Annotated in this window: 13 protein-coding genes; 9 read left to right on the forward strand and 4 right to left on the reverse strand. The window is 44.5% G+C overall.

All coding sequences use genetic code 11. The features are described from left to right. Positions 1 to 35: 35 nt before the first annotated feature. The gene (gene gyrA / locus OCV12_RS10075) at positions 36 to 2,696 is read right to left on the reverse strand and encodes a DNA topoisomerase (ATP-hydrolyzing) subunit A (RefSeq protein WP_261884575.1); all 2,661 of its coding nucleotides are present in this window, start codon (positions 2,694 to 2,696) and stop codon (positions 36 to 38) included. 258 nt (positions 2,697 to 2,954) lie between these two features. Between gyrA and ubiG the strand changes: the two genes are divergently transcribed. The 4 genes from ubiG (at position 2,955) to yfaE (ending at position 8,016) form a co-directional block, all read left to right on the forward strand. Next, the gene (gene ubiG, locus OCV12_RS10080) at positions 2,955 to 3,701 is read left to right on the forward strand and encodes a bifunctional 2-polyprenyl-6-hydroxyphenol methylase/3-demethylubiquinol 3-O-methyltransferase UbiG (protein ID WP_261884576.1); all 747 of its coding nucleotides are present in this window, start codon (positions 2,955 to 2,957) and stop codon (positions 3,699 to 3,701) included. Positions 3,702 to 4,218: 517 nt separating this feature from the next. Further along, a complete protein-coding gene (gene nrdA / locus OCV12_RS10085; protein ID WP_048659581.1) occupies positions 4,219 to 6,501 on the forward strand; it encodes a class 1a ribonucleoside-diphosphate reductase subunit alpha in 2,283 nt (760 codons plus the stop codon). A 103-nt stretch (positions 6,502 to 6,604) separates the two neighbouring features. Then, entirely contained in the window at positions 6,605 to 7,738 is a 1,134-nt protein-coding gene (gene nrdB, locus OCV12_RS10090) for a class Ia ribonucleoside-diphosphate reductase subunit beta (RefSeq protein ID WP_261884577.1), read from the forward strand. Further along, positions 7,738 to 8,016 (forward strand): class I ribonucleotide reductase maintenance protein YfaE, encoded by a 279-nt coding sequence (gene yfaE, locus OCV12_RS10095; RefSeq protein WP_017632068.1) that lies wholly within the window; start codon positions 7,738 to 7,740, stop codon positions 8,014 to 8,016. The genes nrdB and yfaE overlap by 1 nt, the downstream gene beginning before the upstream one ends. A gap of 178 nt (positions 8,017 to 8,194) precedes the next feature. Here yfaE and napF read toward each other — a convergent pair whose 3' ends face one another. Further along, complete coding sequence (gene napF / locus OCV12_RS10100) at positions 8,195 to 8,710, reverse strand: ferredoxin-type protein NapF (RefSeq protein ID WP_261884578.1); 516 nt, start codon at positions 8,708 to 8,710, stop codon at positions 8,195 to 8,197. Then, a complete protein-coding gene (locus OCV12_RS10105; RefSeq protein ID WP_261884579.1) occupies positions 8,710 to 9,276 on the reverse strand; it encodes a TorD/DmsD family molecular chaperone in 567 nt (188 codons plus the stop codon). The genes napF and OCV12_RS10105 overlap by 1 nt, the downstream gene beginning before the upstream one ends. A 198-nt stretch (positions 9,277 to 9,474) precedes the next feature. Here OCV12_RS10105 and OCV12_RS10110 point away from each other — a divergent pair, with 198 nt between their 5' ends. The 3 genes from OCV12_RS10110 to OCV12_RS10120 are packed head-to-tail and all read left to right on the forward strand — an operon-like array spanning position 9,475 to position 13,392. Continuing rightward, complete coding sequence (locus OCV12_RS10110; RefSeq protein WP_017632071.1) at positions 9,475 to 11,913, forward strand: DmsA/YnfE/YnfF family dimethyl sulfoxide reductase; 2,439 nt, start codon at positions 9,475 to 9,477, stop codon at positions 11,911 to 11,913. A gap of 11 nt (positions 11,914 to 11,924) precedes the next feature. Continuing rightward, on the forward strand, positions 11,925 to 12,545 hold the full coding sequence (locus tag OCV12_RS10115; protein WP_004733360.1) for a DMSO/selenate family reductase complex B subunit: 621 nt from the start codon (positions 11,925 to 11,927) through the stop codon (positions 12,543 to 12,545). A 1-nt stretch (position 12,546) separates the two neighbouring features. Further along, positions 12,547 to 13,392 (forward strand): dimethyl sulfoxide reductase anchor subunit family protein, encoded by an 846-nt coding sequence (locus OCV12_RS10120; RefSeq protein WP_261884580.1) that lies wholly within the window; start codon positions 12,547 to 12,549, stop codon positions 13,390 to 13,392. Positions 13,393 to 13,571: 179 nt separating this feature from the next. Here the strand turns inward: OCV12_RS10120 and OCV12_RS10125 are convergent, their stop codons facing one another. Then, positions 13,572 to 14,810: a CinA family nicotinamide mononucleotide deamidase-related protein gene (locus OCV12_RS10125; RefSeq protein ID WP_261884581.1), complete on the reverse strand. Its 1,239-nt coding sequence runs from the start codon at positions 14,808 to 14,810 to the stop codon at positions 13,572 to 13,574. Between the two features lie 209 nt (positions 14,811 to 15,019). Here OCV12_RS10125 and OCV12_RS10130 point away from each other — a divergent pair, with 209 nt between their 5' ends. After that, entirely contained in the window at positions 15,020 to 15,928 is a 909-nt protein-coding gene (locus OCV12_RS10130) for a DUF3943 domain-containing protein (protein WP_017632074.1), read from the forward strand. A gap of 232 nt (positions 15,929 to 16,160) precedes the next feature. Beyond that, positions 16,161 to 16,673: a glycine cleavage system protein R gene (locus OCV12_RS10135; protein WP_017632075.1), complete on the forward strand. Its 513-nt coding sequence runs from the start codon at positions 16,161 to 16,163 to the stop codon at positions 16,671 to 16,673. Positions 16,674 to 16,751 lie beyond the last annotated feature (78 nt).

Genomic DNA, 16,751 nt, shown 5'->3' on the forward strand with positions numbered 1-16,751 from the left:
TCAATAGTAAGCTTAATTACTTAGCGTAATCGAGATTACTCAGTGTCTTGCTCGCTATCACTTTCAGAGTCAGAAGCATCTGATGCTTGCTCTTCACTTGATTCAGCAACTTCAGCGTTGATAGTTTCAGCATTTGCTTCTTCAGCTTCGCCTTCTACAATCTCAGCTTCTTCTACTTCGTCGATACGTTGTAGACCTACAACGTTCTCGTCTTCAGCAGTACGAATCAGTGTTACACCTTGAGTGTTACGACCAACTTGGCTTACTTCCGCTACGCGAGTACGTACTAGTGTACCTGCGTCGGTGATCATCATCATTTCATCGCCTTCTTCAACTTGAACAGCGCCAACTACTGGGCCATTACGTTCAGAGACTTTGATAGATACTACACCTTGCGTTGCACGGCCTTTCGTTGGGTATTCAGCTAGCTCAGTACGCTTACCGTAACCGTTTTGAGTCACAGTTAGGATATCGCCTTCGTTAGAAGGAACAATCAGTGAAACCACTTGATCGTCTTCTGGAAGCTTCATACCACGAACACCAGAGGCAGTACGGCCCATTGCACGTACTTTGTCCTCGTTAAAGCGAACAACTTTGCCCGATTTAGAGAACAGCATGATGTCGCTATCACCGTTAGTGATGTCAACGCCGATCAGTGAATCGTCGTCACGTAGGTTAACAGCGATTAGGCCGTTAGCACGTACGTTTGCGAATTGATCCAGAGATGTCTTCTTAACAGTACCGTCGCCTGTTGCCATGAAGATGAATTTCTCGTTAGAGAACTCAGAAACAGGCAGGATAGCCGTAATACGCTCACCTTCTTCTAGAGGAAGAATGTTCACAATAGGCTTACCACGAGCAGTACGACTTGCTAATGGCAGTTGGTAAACTTTCAGACGGTATGTCTTACCACGAGTAGAGAAACATAGGATGTTATCGTGAGTATTAGCAACAAGCAGACGCTCAATGTAATCCTCATCTTTCATCTTAGTTGCACTCTTACCTTTACCACCACGACGCTGAGCTTCGTAGTCGCTTAGGATTTGGTACTTAACGTAACCTGCGTTAGAAAGCGTTACTACAACGTCTTCTTGAGCAATCAGCTCTTCCATGTCGATGTCATGAACTGCTGCTGTGATTTCTGTACGACGTTCGTCGCCATAGATTTCACGTACCGCTTCAAGTTCTTCACGGATAACTTCCATCAAACGCTCAGTGCTTGCAAGAATGTGCATTAGCTCAGCGATTTCTTCTAGAAGTGCTTTGTACTCGTCTAGAATCTTCTCGTGCTCTAGGCCAGTTAGGCGGTGAAGACGAAGTTCTAGAATAGCTTGTGCTTGTGTTTCCGTTAGGAAGTATTGGCCATCGCGGATGCCGTATTGGTCTTCCAACCAATCAGGACGAGCCGCATCAGTACCTGCACGCTCAAGCATTGAAGCAACGTTACCAAGATCCCAACCACGAGACACTAAACCAACTTTAGCTTCTGCTGGTGTTGGCGCGCTCTTGATCAGTTCAATGATTTCATCAATGTTAGCAAGTGCTAGAGACAATGCTTCAAGGATGTGTGCACGGTCGCGCGCTTTCTTCAGTTCGAAGATAGTACGACGAGTCACAACTTCGCGACGGTGGTCTACGAAGCACTTAAGCATGTCTTTGATGTTGAACAACTGTGGTTGACCGTTGTTCAACGCAACCATGTTGATACCGAAAGTCGTTTGCAGTTGAGTTTGAGCGTATAGGTTGTTAAGAACCACTTCGCCTACTGCGTCACGCTTACATTCAATAACAATACGCATACCGTCTTTATCAGACTCGTCACGCAGTGCACTGATGCCTTCTACTTTCTTATCTTTAACCAGTTCAGCAATCTTCTCGATCAAACGAGCTTTGTTTACTTGGTAAGGGATCTCAGTAACGATAATGGTTTCTTTACCATTCTTCTCTACTTCGATATCCGCTTTTGAACGCATGTAAACCTTACCGCGGCCAGTCTTGTAAGCATCTACGATGCCTTTACGACCACTGATAAGTGCTGCTGTTGGGAAGTCAGGACCAGGGATATAGTCCATTAGCTCATCAATAGTGATATCTTCATTATTGATAAATGCTAAACAGCCATCAACAACTTCACCAAGGTTATGTGGTGGGATGTTGGTAGCCATACCTACTGCGATACCAGAAGCACCGTTTACCAATAGGTTAGGAATTTTTGTAGGAAGTACTGCTGGAATTTGTTCTGTACCATCGTAGTTCGGTACGTAATCCACAGTTTCCTTATCAAGGTCAGCCAGGAGCTCGTGAGCAATTTTCGCCATACGAACTTCGGTATAACGCATTGCAGCCGCGGAGTCGCCATCGATAGAACCAAAGTTACCTTGGCCATCAACTAGCATGTAACGCAGTGAGAACGGTTGCGCCATACGAACAATAGTATCGTATACAGCACTATCACCATGTGGGTGGTATTTACCGATTACATCACCTACTACACGAGCAGACTTTTTATATGGTTTGTTCCAATCATTACCTAGTACATTCATCGCGAACAAAACGCGGCGGTGTACAGGTTTTAGGCCATCACGCACATCTGGAAGGGCACGACCAACGATGACGGACATCGCGTAGTCTAGGTATGAACCTCTAAGCTCATCTTCAATATTTACGGGCGTGATCTCTTTCGCTAGATCGCTCATAGAGCCATTTTCCCTCTATAGTCAGATCGTATTTTTGAATACGTATAAGACCGAAAAATATAACACAAATTTACCTACGGAGGCATCACTTTCCCTCTCCTTTTACCATCTTGTGACCCTTGTAGCCAATCAATTGATGAGAAATTGCACCTCCGCATCATATCTTGCTGAAACATGGTCACTTTACATCCAATAAACTAGCAAAATTGTAGATCTTCTGGTCAGGGCGAAAAGGCAAGTTATAATGCCTGCAATTTCATGGATGCATTATTTAACTTGGAAATGCCGATTATGACTAAATCACAGAACGTAGACCCAGCAGAAATCAAAAAATTTGAAGACATGGCGTCGCGCTGGTGGGATCTGGAAGGCGAGTTTAAGCCTCTACATCAAATCAACCCATTGCGCCTAAATTACGTGCTAGAAAAAACCGAAGGTTTATTTGGTAAGAAAGTACTCGACGTTGGCTGCGGTGGCGGCATTTTGGCTGAAAGCATGGCTGTTGAAGGTGCGGTAGTCACTGGCCTAGATATGGGTAAGGAGCCACTAGAAGTGGCACGTCTTCACGCATTAGAAACAGGCACCAAGCTAGATTACATCCAAAGCACCATCGAAGACCATGCAGAACAAAATCCGCAAACTTACGATGTAGTAACGTGCATGGAAATGCTAGAGCACGTTCCTGATCCACAATCTGTGATTAGTGCATGTTCAAAATTAGTGAAACCGGGTGGTCACGTGTTCTTTTCTACCTTGAACCGTAACTTCAAATCTTACCTGTTCGCTATTGTTGGTGCAGAGAAGCTGCTTAAGATCGTTCCTGAGGGCACTCATGAGCACGAGAAGTTCATTCGCCCGGCAGAACTTATCAAGATGATTGATAACACCCCACTGCAAGAGTTAGGCATCACTGGCCTTCACTATAATCCACTGACTGACAGCTACCGTTTGGGCCACAATGTCGATGTAAACTACATCGTTCACACTCAAAATTCCGCCCAATAACTGCTTGTATAATTACCAGTATCCCTACCGTAAAACCTTTTGTAAAAAAGACTAATGAAAAGAGTTGCAATTAACATAACTTTGCGACTTTTTTCAGTCTAAATTTCGTGCGCTAGCTTCCATTTTGACCACCTAGATTTAATTTTAATCACCCAAAATCCATCGCTCATTTTGTTCAAAGATCAAGGGATTTTTTTTTATGGGAGTGCAAAAATAAAGCATCCTTAAAAGCCGAGTTTTATACAATCAAGTCACATCTAACCTCATCAGTTAGTGGTCACTTACAGTTTTTTTTCAATCCACCACTTATCCACAAGCAACCCAATTTCTTTACCTTGAAAAATATCAGTTGTAGCACTATCTTGTAACCCAACAAACAAATGACCCCTATATGTTGTGTTTGAACTACAATGTATGGGTAGACCAAGATCACAAAGCCGAAACGTAATTTACAAAAATTACACAGAAATACACAAAAACACGGCCTTGTTCAGTTTTGTTAGGGAAATTAAGCAGAATGAACCAACAACTTACTGTTACCAAGCGTAACGGGCGCAAAGAAACGATCGATCTAGAGAAGATCCATCGCGTGATTACATGGGCAGCTGAAGGCTTGCACAATGTTTCTGTATCACAAGTAGAATTGAAAGCTCACATTCAGTTTTACGATGGCATCACCACTACTGACATTCATGAGACTATCATCAAGTCAGCAGCGGATTTAATCTCTGAAGAGACTCCTGATTACCAATATCTAGCAGCACGTCTGTCTGTATTCCACCTACGTAAAAAAGCGTACGGCGAATACGAGCCGCCTGCATTATACGACCACGTTGCAAAACTGGTTGATATGGGTAAATACGATAGCCACCTAATGGAAGACTACACGAAAGCTGAGTTTGACGAGCTTGACGAGTACATCGACCACAAACGTGACTTAGACTTCTCTTATGCAGCGGTTAAGCAGCTTGAAGGTAAATACTTCGTGCAAAACCGTGTAACGAAAGAAATCTACGAGAGTGCTCAGTTCCTTTACATTTTAGTTGCTGCGTGTCTATTCGCTAAGTACCCGAAATCGACTCGTCTTGACTACATCAAACGTTTTTACGACGCATCGTCTACGTTTAAGATTTCTCTACCTACACCGATCATGTCTGGTGTACGTACACCTACTCGTCAATTTAGTTCTTGTGTACTGATCGAGTGTGGTGACAGCCTTGATTCTATCAACGCAACAGCAAGCTCAATTGTTCGTTACGTATCTCAACGTGCCGGTATTGGTATCAACGCAGGTCGTATCCGTGCGCTTGGTTCTGAAATCCGTAATGGTGAAGCGTTCCACACTGGCTGTATTCCTTTCTACAAATACTTCCAAACAGCAGTAAAATGTTGTTCTCAAGGTGGTGTTCGTGGTGGCGCAGCAACAGTGTTCTACCCACTATGGCACGGTGAAGTTCAGTCTCTATTAGTACTGAAAAACAACCGCGGCGTTGAAGAGAACCGTGTTCGTCACATGGACTATGGCGTACAGCTGAACAAGCTTATGTACTCTCGTCTTGTTCAAGGTGGCAACATCAGCCTGTTCTCACCTTCTGACGTACCTGGCCTTTACGATGCGTTCTTCGAAAACCAAGACCGTTTTGAAGAGCTATACGTTAAGTACGAAAACGATCCATCAGTGAAGCGTGAAACAGTAAAAGCTGTTGAGCTATTCTCTCTGCTAATGCAAGAGCGTGCTTCTACTGGTCGTATCTACATTCAGAACGTTGACCACTGTAATACACACAGCCCGTTTGACTCTGAAGTTGCCCCTGTTCGTCAATCGAACCTATGTCTAGAAATCGCGCTTCCAACTAAGCCGCTTTCTAACGTAGAAGATGACGAAGGCGAAATTGCACTATGTACGCTTTCAGCGTTCAACCTTGGCGCAATCAATGAACTTGACGACCTAGCAGAGCTTTCTGAGCTGGTTGTTCGTGCTCTAGATGCACTTCTTGATTACCAAGACTACCCGCTTCCAGCAGCATACAAATCGACAATGAACCGTCGTACTCTAGGTGTGGGTGTTATCAACTACGCATACTACCTAGCGAAGAATGGTGTTAAGTACTCTGATGGCAGCGCAAATGGCCTGACTCACCGTACTTTTGAAGCGATTCAGTACCACTTGCTAAAAGCATCTGTTGAACTAGCGAAAGAGCAAGGTCGTTGCCCATCTTTCCACGAGACCAACTACGCGAAAGGCCTACTGCCAATCGATACTTACAAGAAAGATATCGACTTAGTATGTGAAGAGCCACTGCACTACGATTGGGATTCTCTACGTGAAGAGATCATGGAGCACGGTCTGCGTAACTCTACGCTAACAGCGCTTATGCCTTCAGAGACATCGTCTCAAATCTCGAACGCGACTAACGGTATCGAGCCACCACGTGGTTACGTATCTGTGAAAGCATCGAAAGACGGCATCCTGAAGCAAGTTGTTCCAGATTTCCTAAATCTAAAAGAGAACTACGAGCTGCTTTGGAACATTGGTTCTAACGACGGTTACCTACACCTAGTGGGTATCATGCAAAAATTCGTTGACCAAGCTATCTCTGCAAACACTAACTATGATCCAAGTGTTTACGACAGCGGTAAAGTACCAATGAAGAAGCTGCTTCAAGACCTACTAACAGCGTACAAGTACGGTGTTAAGACGCTTTACTACCATAACACTCGTGATGGTGCTAAAGACGACCAAGGCGATGCAGTTCAAGTGCCGGAAGAAGATTGTGAAGGCGGCGGTTGTAAGATCTAAACCGCAATAAACATTAAGACCCCAGAGAAGAGTTATCTTCTCTGGGTTTAAAGCATTAACAGGGTCCGTTTTATGACGGGTCTTTAAAGGATTTGAGGCATTTATGGCTTACAGTACTTTTTCTCAGCAAAAAAATGACCAACTAAAAGAACCAATGTTCTTGGGTCAGTCGGTAAACGTTGCACGTTACGACCAACAAAAATTCGAAATCTTCGAAAAGCTTATCGAGAAGCAGCTTTCTTTCTTCTGGCGTCCAGAAGAAGTAGACGTGTCTAGCGACCGTATCGACTACAACAAGCTTCCTGAGCATGAAAAGCACATCTTCATCTCTAACTTGAAGTACCAAACACTTCTAGATTCTATCCAAGGCCGCAGCCCGAACGTTGCCCTACTTCCATTGGTATCACTACCAGAAGTAGAAACTTGGATTGAGACTTGGTCTTTCTCTGAAACGATTCACTCTCGTTCTTACACGCACATCATCCGTAACATCGTGAATGACCCAGGCGTAGTATTTGACGACATCGTTGAAAACGAAGAGATCCTTAAGCGTGCTAAAGACATCGCTTTCTACTACGACGACCTAATCAAGCTAACGGCTGACTACCACCGCTACGGTGAAGGCAACCACAGCATCAACGGCGAAGACGTTAAGATTTCACTTCACGACCTGAAGAAGAAGCTTTACCTATGTCTAATGTCGGTAAACGCACTAGAAGCAATCCGTTTCTACGTAAGTTTCGCATGTTCATTTGCATTCGCTGAGCGTGAGCTAATGGAAGGTAACGCTAAAATCATCAAGCTAATCGCTCGTGATGAAGCGCTTCACCTGACTGGTACTCAGCACATGATCAACTTGCTACGTAACGGTCAAGACGACTTCGCATTCATGCAAATCGCTGAAGAGTGCAAGCAAGAGTGTTTCGACCTATTTAAAGAAGCAGCAGAGCAAGAGAAAGAATGGGCAGAATACCTATTCAAAGACGGCTCTATGATTGGTCTCAACAAAGACATTCTTTGCCAATACGTTGAGTACATTACCAACATCCGTATGCAAGCGGTTGGTCTAGGTGCGGCTTACCCAGCAGCAACATCAAACCCAATCCCATGGATCAACGCTTGGTTATCTTCAGATAACGTACAAGTTGCTCCACAAGAAGCTGAAATCAGTTCTTACCTAGTTGGCCAAATCGACAACGAAGTAAAAGCTGACGACTTTGAAGGATTTGAGCTGTAATGCCAACAATCAAAATCAACAAGCTGACTTCGATTGAATCTAACCCTTCAAACACTCTGTTGGAAACAATGGAACAAGCTGGGTTAGAACCAGAATACAACTGCCGAGATGGCCACTGTGGCGCATGCCGCTGTACGTTGGATTCTGGTGAGGTTGAGTACGTTGGTTTTGCTATGGCTTACACACAAGGCGATGAGATTTTGCCATGCATCTGCAAAGCAAAAACCGATTTATCGCTGAGTAACGTGATTCACAGAAGCAAACAGAAGCGCGCCTAATCTATTCGATTTAAGTTCGCTTGCTTAGTTTCATTTGCTTTCGCTTTAGATAGAATCACGTAAGTTCAAACGCTTCATCAGAGATGATAAGTATTAAAAAGGGTCCGCCTCCTCTTGGAATGCGGACCCTTTTTCTATTCGTCTCTTTAGCTCTAAACCACCGAGCCAAACTAGATGGCTACTGTTGAGTCAGGTTCAGAGTCACAGAGCCAATGTAACAAGCGCTTCGGCACTCTCCACAGCCATTGCACTTATCTTGAACGACCGTAGGCAACTCTCCTACTTCAATGTGTATCGCACCGGCAGAACAAGCGGTTTGGCACGCATTACAGTCCATTTGCATGTAGTTATTGCAGCTATCAGCAAAGCTGGGCTTCAGGTCGACATAAGGCGTCACGGTTTGATGAAGCGCGCCAGTCGGACACACGTCACTGCACTTATTACACATCGAACAACTGTTGTAATCCAAATTCAGCAACGCACTGCCCTCTAGCATCTCAATAACGCTATTCGGACACGCTTGCTCACACAACCCACAACCGTCGCAAAGACGCTCAAACAGCACCTCATCGACAGCTCTAGGTGGCCTAGCATGTAAGCGCTGTGATTTCTCTTCATAACTTGCCGCAGCTTTAACCGGCTTAGAGAGTCGAGTTAAGAAACCACGCCTATTTGAATTTATTTGCTCAGACATTAATCGATATATAACTTTTTATTAGCAACGTTTAAATTATATTCAGATGTTAATTTATTAAGCCAATTAATTACATCGCTTGATAGCTTCTTATAAAATGATAAACCTGATGCTGTATTTAATTTATCTAAATAAGAAGAAGACCAAGGCAATAAGTGACACTCGAGTAATTCACGAGCTGAATTAATATTATTATTTTCTAACAAATACGCATGGGCGAATAACATTAAACCAAATTGATCTTCTGGCTCTCTTAAACCTGTATCCAATTCAATTTGGTTTAATTCTAGAAACTGTCGATATTCCACAGTCGATGCACCAAACACCACACGGTCCTTATCTAGGTACACAGAGCCCCAAGGCGGAGCTGGCATGTCTCCAACGCCTTCAAACAAGCGGCTAAACTCTGCAGCTAGAGCGTCTTCCTGTTCGTTTTGAAGTGCCAGTAAACAATCTTCTGATAAGACTTGGCTCTCTACTAGTGCCTGAACAATATCTAATAACTGTTCTTTATTTGTTGCTTGATAAAATAATGAACCGAGCAATTTATGCGTATCAATAATCATTCTTATTTATACCGTAATTGGTTTAACGACAATTATATAAATACGACGACTAGATTCTTTGATCTATTTTATACATTCGATTCATAAAATTTAAATTTCTCTCTTATTTGATGCCAATCAATCAATATTTAGAAATAAAAACATAGAAGCCAAACTACCTATAAAGTGCTAGCTATCAATAACAATAGGCATCTTAGAATGACGAATAAGAAAGAATCTGGGGTAATGAATCTTACTCGAAGAGGCTTCATGAAAGCTTCTTCGGCGGTAGGTAGTGCAGCCGCACTCGCGGGCGGTATCGCTTTACCTTTCAAATCCAAACCAGTAGCGGCTGCGGTTGCTGAGAATGTGGATGAGAAAATCGTATGGAGTGCATGTACAGTAAACTGTGGCTCTCGCTGCCCACTGCGTATGCATGTGCAAAACGGTGAAATCAAATACGTAGAAACAGACAACACGGGTACTGACGAATACGGTCATCACCAAGTGCGTGCGTGTCTACGTGGTCGCTCTATGCGTCGCCGTGTTTACAACCCAGATCGCCTGAAATACCCAATGAAACGTGTGGGCAAACGTGGTGAAGGTAAGTTTAAGCGTATTAGCTGGGAAGAGGCTTATGATGAAGTCGCTGGCACTATGCAACGCCTTATCAAAGACTACGGTAACGACACTATCTACCTAAACTACGGTACAGGTACGCTTGGTGGTACGGTGACTAAGTCTTGGCCACCAGCACAAACGCTGATTGCGCGTCTAATGAACCTAAGTGGTGGTTACCTAAACCATTATGGTGACTACTCAACAGCGCAAATCGCGAAAGGCTTGAGCTACACCTACGGTGGTTGGGCAAACAACAACTCTTTCTCTGACTTAGAGAACACTAAGCTTAACATCCAATTTGGTAACAACCCTGCTGAGACTCGTATGTCTGGCGGCGGTCTGATCCACCACTACGTAGAAAGCAAAAACAAATCAAACGCAAGAACGATCATCATCGATCCACGTTACACCGATACTGCCGGTGGCCGTGAAGATCAGTGGATCCCAATTCGCCCTTCTACCGATGCTGCATTGGTAGCGGGTCTTGCACACGTGATGATCACTGAAGACCTAGTCGACCAACCGTTCCTAGACAAATACTGTGTCGGTTACGATGAGAAGACCCTTCCTGCATCAGCGCCTAAAAACAGTGACTACAAATCTTACATCCTAGGTTTAGGTGAAGATGGCGTAGAGAAGACACCTGAGTGGGCTTCTAAGATCACAGGCATTCCAGTTGATACTATCGTTAAACTGGGCCGCGAGATGGGCACAGCGAAACCGTGTGCTATCCACCAAGGTTGGGGTCTACAACGTACTGCGAACGGTGAGCTAGCTTGTCGTGCAATCGCAATGCTGTCGCTACTCACTGGTTCTGTGGGTGTATCTGGCGGTTCGACAGGTGCTCGTGAAAGTGACATCAACATTCCGTTTGTTCGATTCCCGACTGTGCCAAACCCTGTTGAAACATCAATTTCAATGTTCATGTGGACAGACGCAATTCACCGTCACCACGAAATGACAGACATCACTGATGGTGTTCGCGGTGCAGAGCGCCTTAAGAACCCAATCAAGATGATCTGGAACTACGCAGGTAACTGCATCATCAACCAACACTCAGACATCAACAAGACGCACGCGATTCTTCAAGATGAGAGTGCGTGTGAAATGATTGTTGTAGTTGATAACCACATGACCTCTTCAGCGAAATACGCCGACATCATCCTGCCTGACTTAACCACATCAGAGCAAGACGACTGGTGTATGGATGGTAAAGCATCGAACATGCCTTACTTCATCTACGCACAAAAAGCGATTGAGCCTCAGTTTGAAGCAAAATCTATCTACGAGATGTGTACGCAACTTGCTAAGCGCATGGGCGTAGAAAAAGAGTTCACAGAAGGTCGTACTCAAGAGCAATGGATTGAGCACCTTTACGCGGAAACTCGTAAGAACGATCCAACACTGCCAACCTTCGAAGAGATGAAAGAACTGGGTATCTACAAGCGTAGTTACGACCACCACTACATCGCTTACGAAGATTTCCGTAAAGACCCTGAAGCGAATCCACTTACCACACCAAGTGGCAAAATCGAGATTTACTCAGAGCAACTGGCTGATATCGCGAAAACGTGGAAGCTGAAAGAAGACGAAGTGATTCACCCACTTCCGATTTACGCGGATTCTTTTGAAGGTCATAACGATCCACTAGCAGAGAAGTACCCACTTCAGCTAACAGGCTTCCACTACAAGGCTCGTACGCACTCAACTTACGGCAACGTTGCAGAGATCAAAGCTGCGGCACCGCAAGAGTTGTGGATCAACCCAATCGATGCGAAAGAACGTGGTATTGAAAGCGGCGACATGGTGAGTATTTTCAACGACCGTGGCGAAGTACATATTCCAGCGAAAGTGACACCAAGGATTCTTCCTCGAGTTGTCGCACTAGGCGAAGGTGCATGGTACGCACCAGATGGTCAGAAGATTGACCATGCAGGCTCTATCAACGTGCTGACGACTCAGCGCCCGAGCCCACTTGCTAAGGGTAACCCTCAGCATACAAACCTAGTTCAAATCAAAGCGCTAAAGAAAGCATAAGGTAGGTTGGAATGAAACAATACGGCTTTTACATTGATTCAAGTAAATGCACGGGTTGTAAAACCTGTCAGCTTGCTTGTAAAGATTATAACGATCTAGACATCAAAACGAACTACCGTCGTGTATACGAATACGCAGGTGGCGGCTTCACTCAAGATGGCGATACCTGGGTTCAGAAAGATGTTTTCTCTTACTACCTATCTATCGCTTGTAACCACTGTACTAACCCTGCATGTGTGAAAGTGTGTCCTTCGGGCGCAATGCACAAACGTGATGAAGACGGCTTGGTTGTGGTTGACGAGAGTGTGTGTATTGGTTGTCAGCACTGTAGCAATGCGTGTCCTTACGGCGCACCACAATACAATGCGAAGAAAGGTCATATGACCAAATGCGATGGTTGTTACCAACGTGTTTCAGAAGGCAAACAACCTATCTGTGTTGAGTCTTGCCCACTTCGTGCATTGGAGTTTGGTGAAATCAATACACTTCGCGAGAAGTACGGATCTGGTGCAGACGTGGCGCCACTGCCATCTTCAACCGAAACACTGCCAAACATCGTGATTAAGCTAAACAAAAACGCGAAGCCGACTGGCGATACCAGTGGTCACCTAGCAAACCCGAAGGAGGTGTAAGATGATTTTTCATGAGTGGTCTTTGATCTTCTTTACGGTGCTGGCTCAAACAGCTGTGGGTGGTTACTTACTTATTGGCGCACGTGCACTGGTACTTGGTCATGACGAAGAGAAACTGAACAGCTACAAGGTTCCAATGTTCATTCTGTGGGCATTAATGGGTCTTGGTTTTATGTTCTCGACAACGCACCTGGGCTCTCCACTACGCGCATTTAATGCCTTTAACCAATTAGGTTCGGCTTGGTTGTCTAACGAAGTGTTCTTCGGCGCGGCATTCTTCGCAGTAGGCGGCCTGCAGTGGCTACTGTCTGTGGTTAAGAAAGGTGGTGTAGCTATCCAAAAAGCACTGATGGTTGGCGCTATGGTACTGGGTGTTATCTTCATGTACGCGATGATCAACGTATACATGATCAACACAGTACCTACATGGGACAACATCTACACACCGATGAGCTTCATCATGACGATGGTTGTGGGTGGCTTGCTGCTATCTCAGTTCGTAATTGTATTTGCTAACGACAGCCGCTTTACGGTTGACCGTAACATCACCATGCTGGCTGTGATTGCGGTTGCGATCAGCTTACTTGTAACAGTAGGCAAACTGAACCTAATCGGTGACATCCAAACTTCAGCAGCAAAAGCCTCTGAGTTGGTTGACGGTTTAGGCAGCTATGTGATTCTTCAAGTTGCATTACTGATGGCAAGCTTACTGATTTGGATTCTACCTATGCTGAACAAAGCAAAAGTGAACCCAGTAAACCTAGGCCTAGCATTGGTACTGTTCTTAGCTTCAGAGTTAATCGGCCGTGGTTTGTTCTACAGCTTACACATGACAAGCGGTTTGTAATCACTTACTCAGTTTAAGTGCAGGTTACAATGCTATTCGCCACTTGTTGGCTTATCTAGAAGGCTAGATAAACAAAAGACCCCACAACCATATGGATGTGGGGCCTTTTTATTTGTTCTGTCTTAACCTTAGTTCAAGAGGTCTTGGCTCAAGAAAACTTGGTTAGCAGCAAGAGCTGCTTACTTGATGATAGCTGAAGGGATAAACATATCCTTCACGCGTTTTAGTGATGAATAGTCACCAAACATAGGTTTGCTATCTAGGTGTCTTCTCAACATGTCAGCCGCTACGGTTTTGATAATGGTACGCGCATCTTCACGATTGTATTGGCGATAGAACTCTAGCACTTGTCCCCACTCACCCGCTTCGCTCGATAACGCGATACTGAATGTATTGCCGTCTAACTTGCCCGTCACCAAGGCCAATTCCGTGCCGCACTTTTCTCTGGTTGCGCCCGCCAAGGCAAAAGTCGCCGCCAATGGGTCGCTCTTTTCGAGCTCACTCTCTTTTGGATCAGCCATCACCCATGAGTGATCGAAGCAATCTTCAACTTGCTCATTCGATTGTAGCCAAGCCGAAAGCGCACCTTTGGTCGACACTTCAGATACAGATAAGGTTTTCTTTCTCTCTGCCATGATGTGGCCAATATGATCAATCATCGGTTCATCAACACTGACTACGTTGCTCTCTAACAGCTTGTACACCATTTGTAGCAGTTTAACGCGCGTTTCTAAGCCAGACTTAGGCCCAAACAGTTTCACCTCAATGAAGGGCAGATAAGAGCGATAGCCCAACTCATAACCTTCAGGCAGCTTTAATTGGTCTAACACATCCGAGATACCCGACTCAGATAAGCCAAACGTAAACAAGCGACTGCATTCTGAAGCAACGACTTGAGGATACGTGCGAGACAAATCGGGTAGGATTTCAAAGGTCACCATGCGTTTGAATTCACTCGGTACACCCGGCGTGAAATAGAAAGTCGCATCATTGATTTTCAGCTTGAAGCCACATGCAGTGCCGACAGGGTTATCGACAATCTCAGAACTTGCTGGCAGCAAGGCTTGCTTAAGGTTGCTGTCAGGCATCGGCATACCACGTCCTGAGAACATCTCTTCCATACGAGCGAGCCATTCAGGGAACATGACTAACTTTTGCTCGGAAGCAGCGGCAGCAGCGGCTGCACTCATGTCATCGGTTGTCGGCCCTAAACCACCATTGACGATAACCACATCATAGTTAAAGCTCAGCATCAGCAGTTCTTCAACCAGAGCACTCATTTGGTCACCCACAGTGGAACGTTTCGCGAGAGCAAAACCATGCTGATAAAACTCACCAGACATCCAAGCTGCGTTTGTGTCTACAATGTCTCCATGAAGAACTTCTTCACCTGTGCTTAACATTGCGATTTTCGTCATATTTCTATCCCTTGTGGTCATAAAAAGACACTGCATTATTCATAAACTGGTCTATGGTTGAATTTGAGACATTTCAGCTTTTCACAAATATTAATAATGTTAAATCTAAGGTTTTCTTAGGAAAAGCGACAAATTATTAGTTCCCTAAATCAGACGTTTAATAGATAATTGTGACTCTGATCAATTCTTAACTTCTCATGGAGACCCTTGTGGCCAAATCACCGTTACTAGCAAAGGTTACTGCTGCATTTTCAATGCTAATGTCAGTTAACTCGGTTGCAAGCCAATACGACTTCGACCAGCCAATCAACCTTTCTTATTCGGATGAATGTGCTCAAGATTACTGTGTTAATGATAGCTTGTACACCTACAAGCCGAATACCAATTACGCACTGAGCGAATCAAGTGACGAGTACGACTTCTCAATCCAACAACCAAAACACATGTTGGTGAGTCAAGAGAAGGATTGGGATTACCTAATGGGCCAAACCTACACCATTTTGGGCTTAAGTGTCGCTACGGTGGGTTTAATGACTCTACTCCCTGAAAGTATCACCAAGTGGGATGATGACCAACGTGACATCAGCTCATTAGGTAAAAAGTGGAAGGATAACGTGTCTGATGGCCCAGTATGGGACCGTGATGAACACTTCCTAAACTACGTGATGCACCCATATTTTGGTGGTGTTTACTACACCGCAGCTCGACACGCAGGTTACGATGAGTTTGAGTCTTTCTTATATTCGTGGACTATGTCGACGTTCTTCTGGGAATACGGTGTAGAAGCGTTTGCTGAAGTACCATCATGGCAAGATCTGTTCATCACTCCATTCTTCGGTGCGGTTGTTGGTGAAATGATGCTAGAAGCAGAGCAAGACATCATTGCTTCAGGCGGCGAAGTGATGGGCTCTCAAACCATGGGTGATGTGTCTCTATTTTTCCTAAACCCTGTTGGACACATCCACTACTGGGTAAGTGATGCTTGGGGCGGTGACGCAGAAGTTAATCTGAATACTAATCCTTGGTGGGATAACCAAGACGCAGCCCGATTCGCATACGATGCTGGCGCACCATACGATTCTCAGTTTGTTGGTATGAACTTTAAAGTAACCTTCTAATCCAGCGACCTAATTACTTTCGTAAAAACAAAACTCTTCTAAAAAGCGGCTCTCTAGCCGCTTTTTTTGTGCCCTACTCTTCATTCTCTTTTTTTGCATCACAGCTTAGTTTCAAAAATTGACACAGGTCAAACATTGTTCGATGTAACCTTCTACACTGAAATTAAAGAACTTTATCGCGTGATATCAAACATTTAATTAGCAACGATTTATTGAGACTTTGGGGGCTGATATGAACAGTACATTTATCGTAAACTTTATCGGAAAAGCATCACCAGCAACAATCAAACAACTTGCTGCGGTTACTCACGAAAACGACGGAAAATGGCTCATCAGTAAAGTGAATTTTATTGAAGACCAAGTCGCAGGCGTACTCAAGGTTCAACTTCCAGCCATCAACGAATCGATTGTTAAAGAGGCCTTCAGCGCTAATCCTGATCTCATCGTGCAGTTTGTTGATTCAGACCATTCACACAATGTGCAAGACACAATCCATCACCTAAGACTCGACTCAAACGACCGAGCAGGTATCGTTAATGAAGTGACTCATGTACTGGATAGACAAGGTATCAGCATTCTCGATATGGACTGTCACCGAGTATTTATCGCAGGTGGCGGTGGTGTGAGCTCAAGCCTATTTACTTCAAAGATCGCCGTTAAGCTACCAATCGAAGTTCAAATTGATGATGTGGTTAATGAACTAGAAACCCTCAGTGAAGATACTCGAGTGATGATTGAGGGCTAGTTGTTAGTATTTAACGACACAAACCAAGCGTTACATAAAAACAAAAAGAGCAGCTCATCGGCTGCTCTTTTTATTGTT

Origin of the sequence: Vibrio pomeroyi (genome assembly GCF_024347595.1) — a bacterium.
In the GTDB taxonomy this organism is placed as follows: domain Bacteria; phylum Pseudomonadota; class Gammaproteobacteria; order Enterobacterales; family Vibrionaceae; genus Vibrio; species Vibrio pomeroyi.

What these genes read in the sequence shown, in the direction of transcription:
- gyrA (WP_261884575.1), bottom strand. Translation starts at nt 2,696, where the DNA reads ATGAGCGATCTAGCGAAAGAGATCACGCCCGTAAATATTGAAGATGAG.
- ubiG (WP_261884576.1), top strand. Translation starts at nt 2,955, where the DNA reads ATGGATGCATTATTTAACTTGGAAATGCCGATTATGACTAAATCACAG.
- nrdA (WP_048659581.1), top strand. Translation starts at nt 4,219, where the DNA reads ATGAACCAACAACTTACTGTTACCAAGCGTAACGGGCGCAAAGAAACG.
- nrdB (WP_261884577.1), top strand. Translation starts at nt 6,605, where the DNA reads ATGGCTTACAGTACTTTTTCTCAGCAAAAAAATGACCAACTAAAAGAA.
- yfaE (WP_017632068.1), top strand. Translation starts at nt 7,738, where the DNA reads ATGCCAACAATCAAAATCAACAAGCTGACTTCGATTGAATCTAACCCT.
- napF (WP_261884578.1), bottom strand. Translation starts at nt 8,710, where the DNA reads ATGTCTGAGCAAATAAATTCAAATAGGCGTGGTTTCTTAACTCGACTC.
- OCV12_RS10105 (WP_261884579.1), bottom strand. Translation starts at nt 9,276, where the DNA reads ATGATTATTGATACGCATAAATTGCTCGGTTCATTATTTTATCAAGCA.
- OCV12_RS10110 (WP_017632071.1), top strand. Translation starts at nt 9,475, where the DNA reads ATGACGAATAAGAAAGAATCTGGGGTAATGAATCTTACTCGAAGAGGC.
- OCV12_RS10115 (WP_004733360.1), top strand. Translation starts at nt 11,925, where the DNA reads ATGAAACAATACGGCTTTTACATTGATTCAAGTAAATGCACGGGTTGT.
- OCV12_RS10120 (WP_261884580.1), top strand. Translation starts at nt 12,547, where the DNA reads ATGATTTTTCATGAGTGGTCTTTGATCTTCTTTACGGTGCTGGCTCAA.
- OCV12_RS10125 (WP_261884581.1), bottom strand. Translation starts at nt 14,810, where the DNA reads ATGACGAAAATCGCAATGTTAAGCACAGGTGAAGAAGTTCTTCATGGA.
- OCV12_RS10135 (WP_017632075.1), top strand. Translation starts at nt 16,161, where the DNA reads ATGAACAGTACATTTATCGTAAACTTTATCGGAAAAGCATCACCAGCA.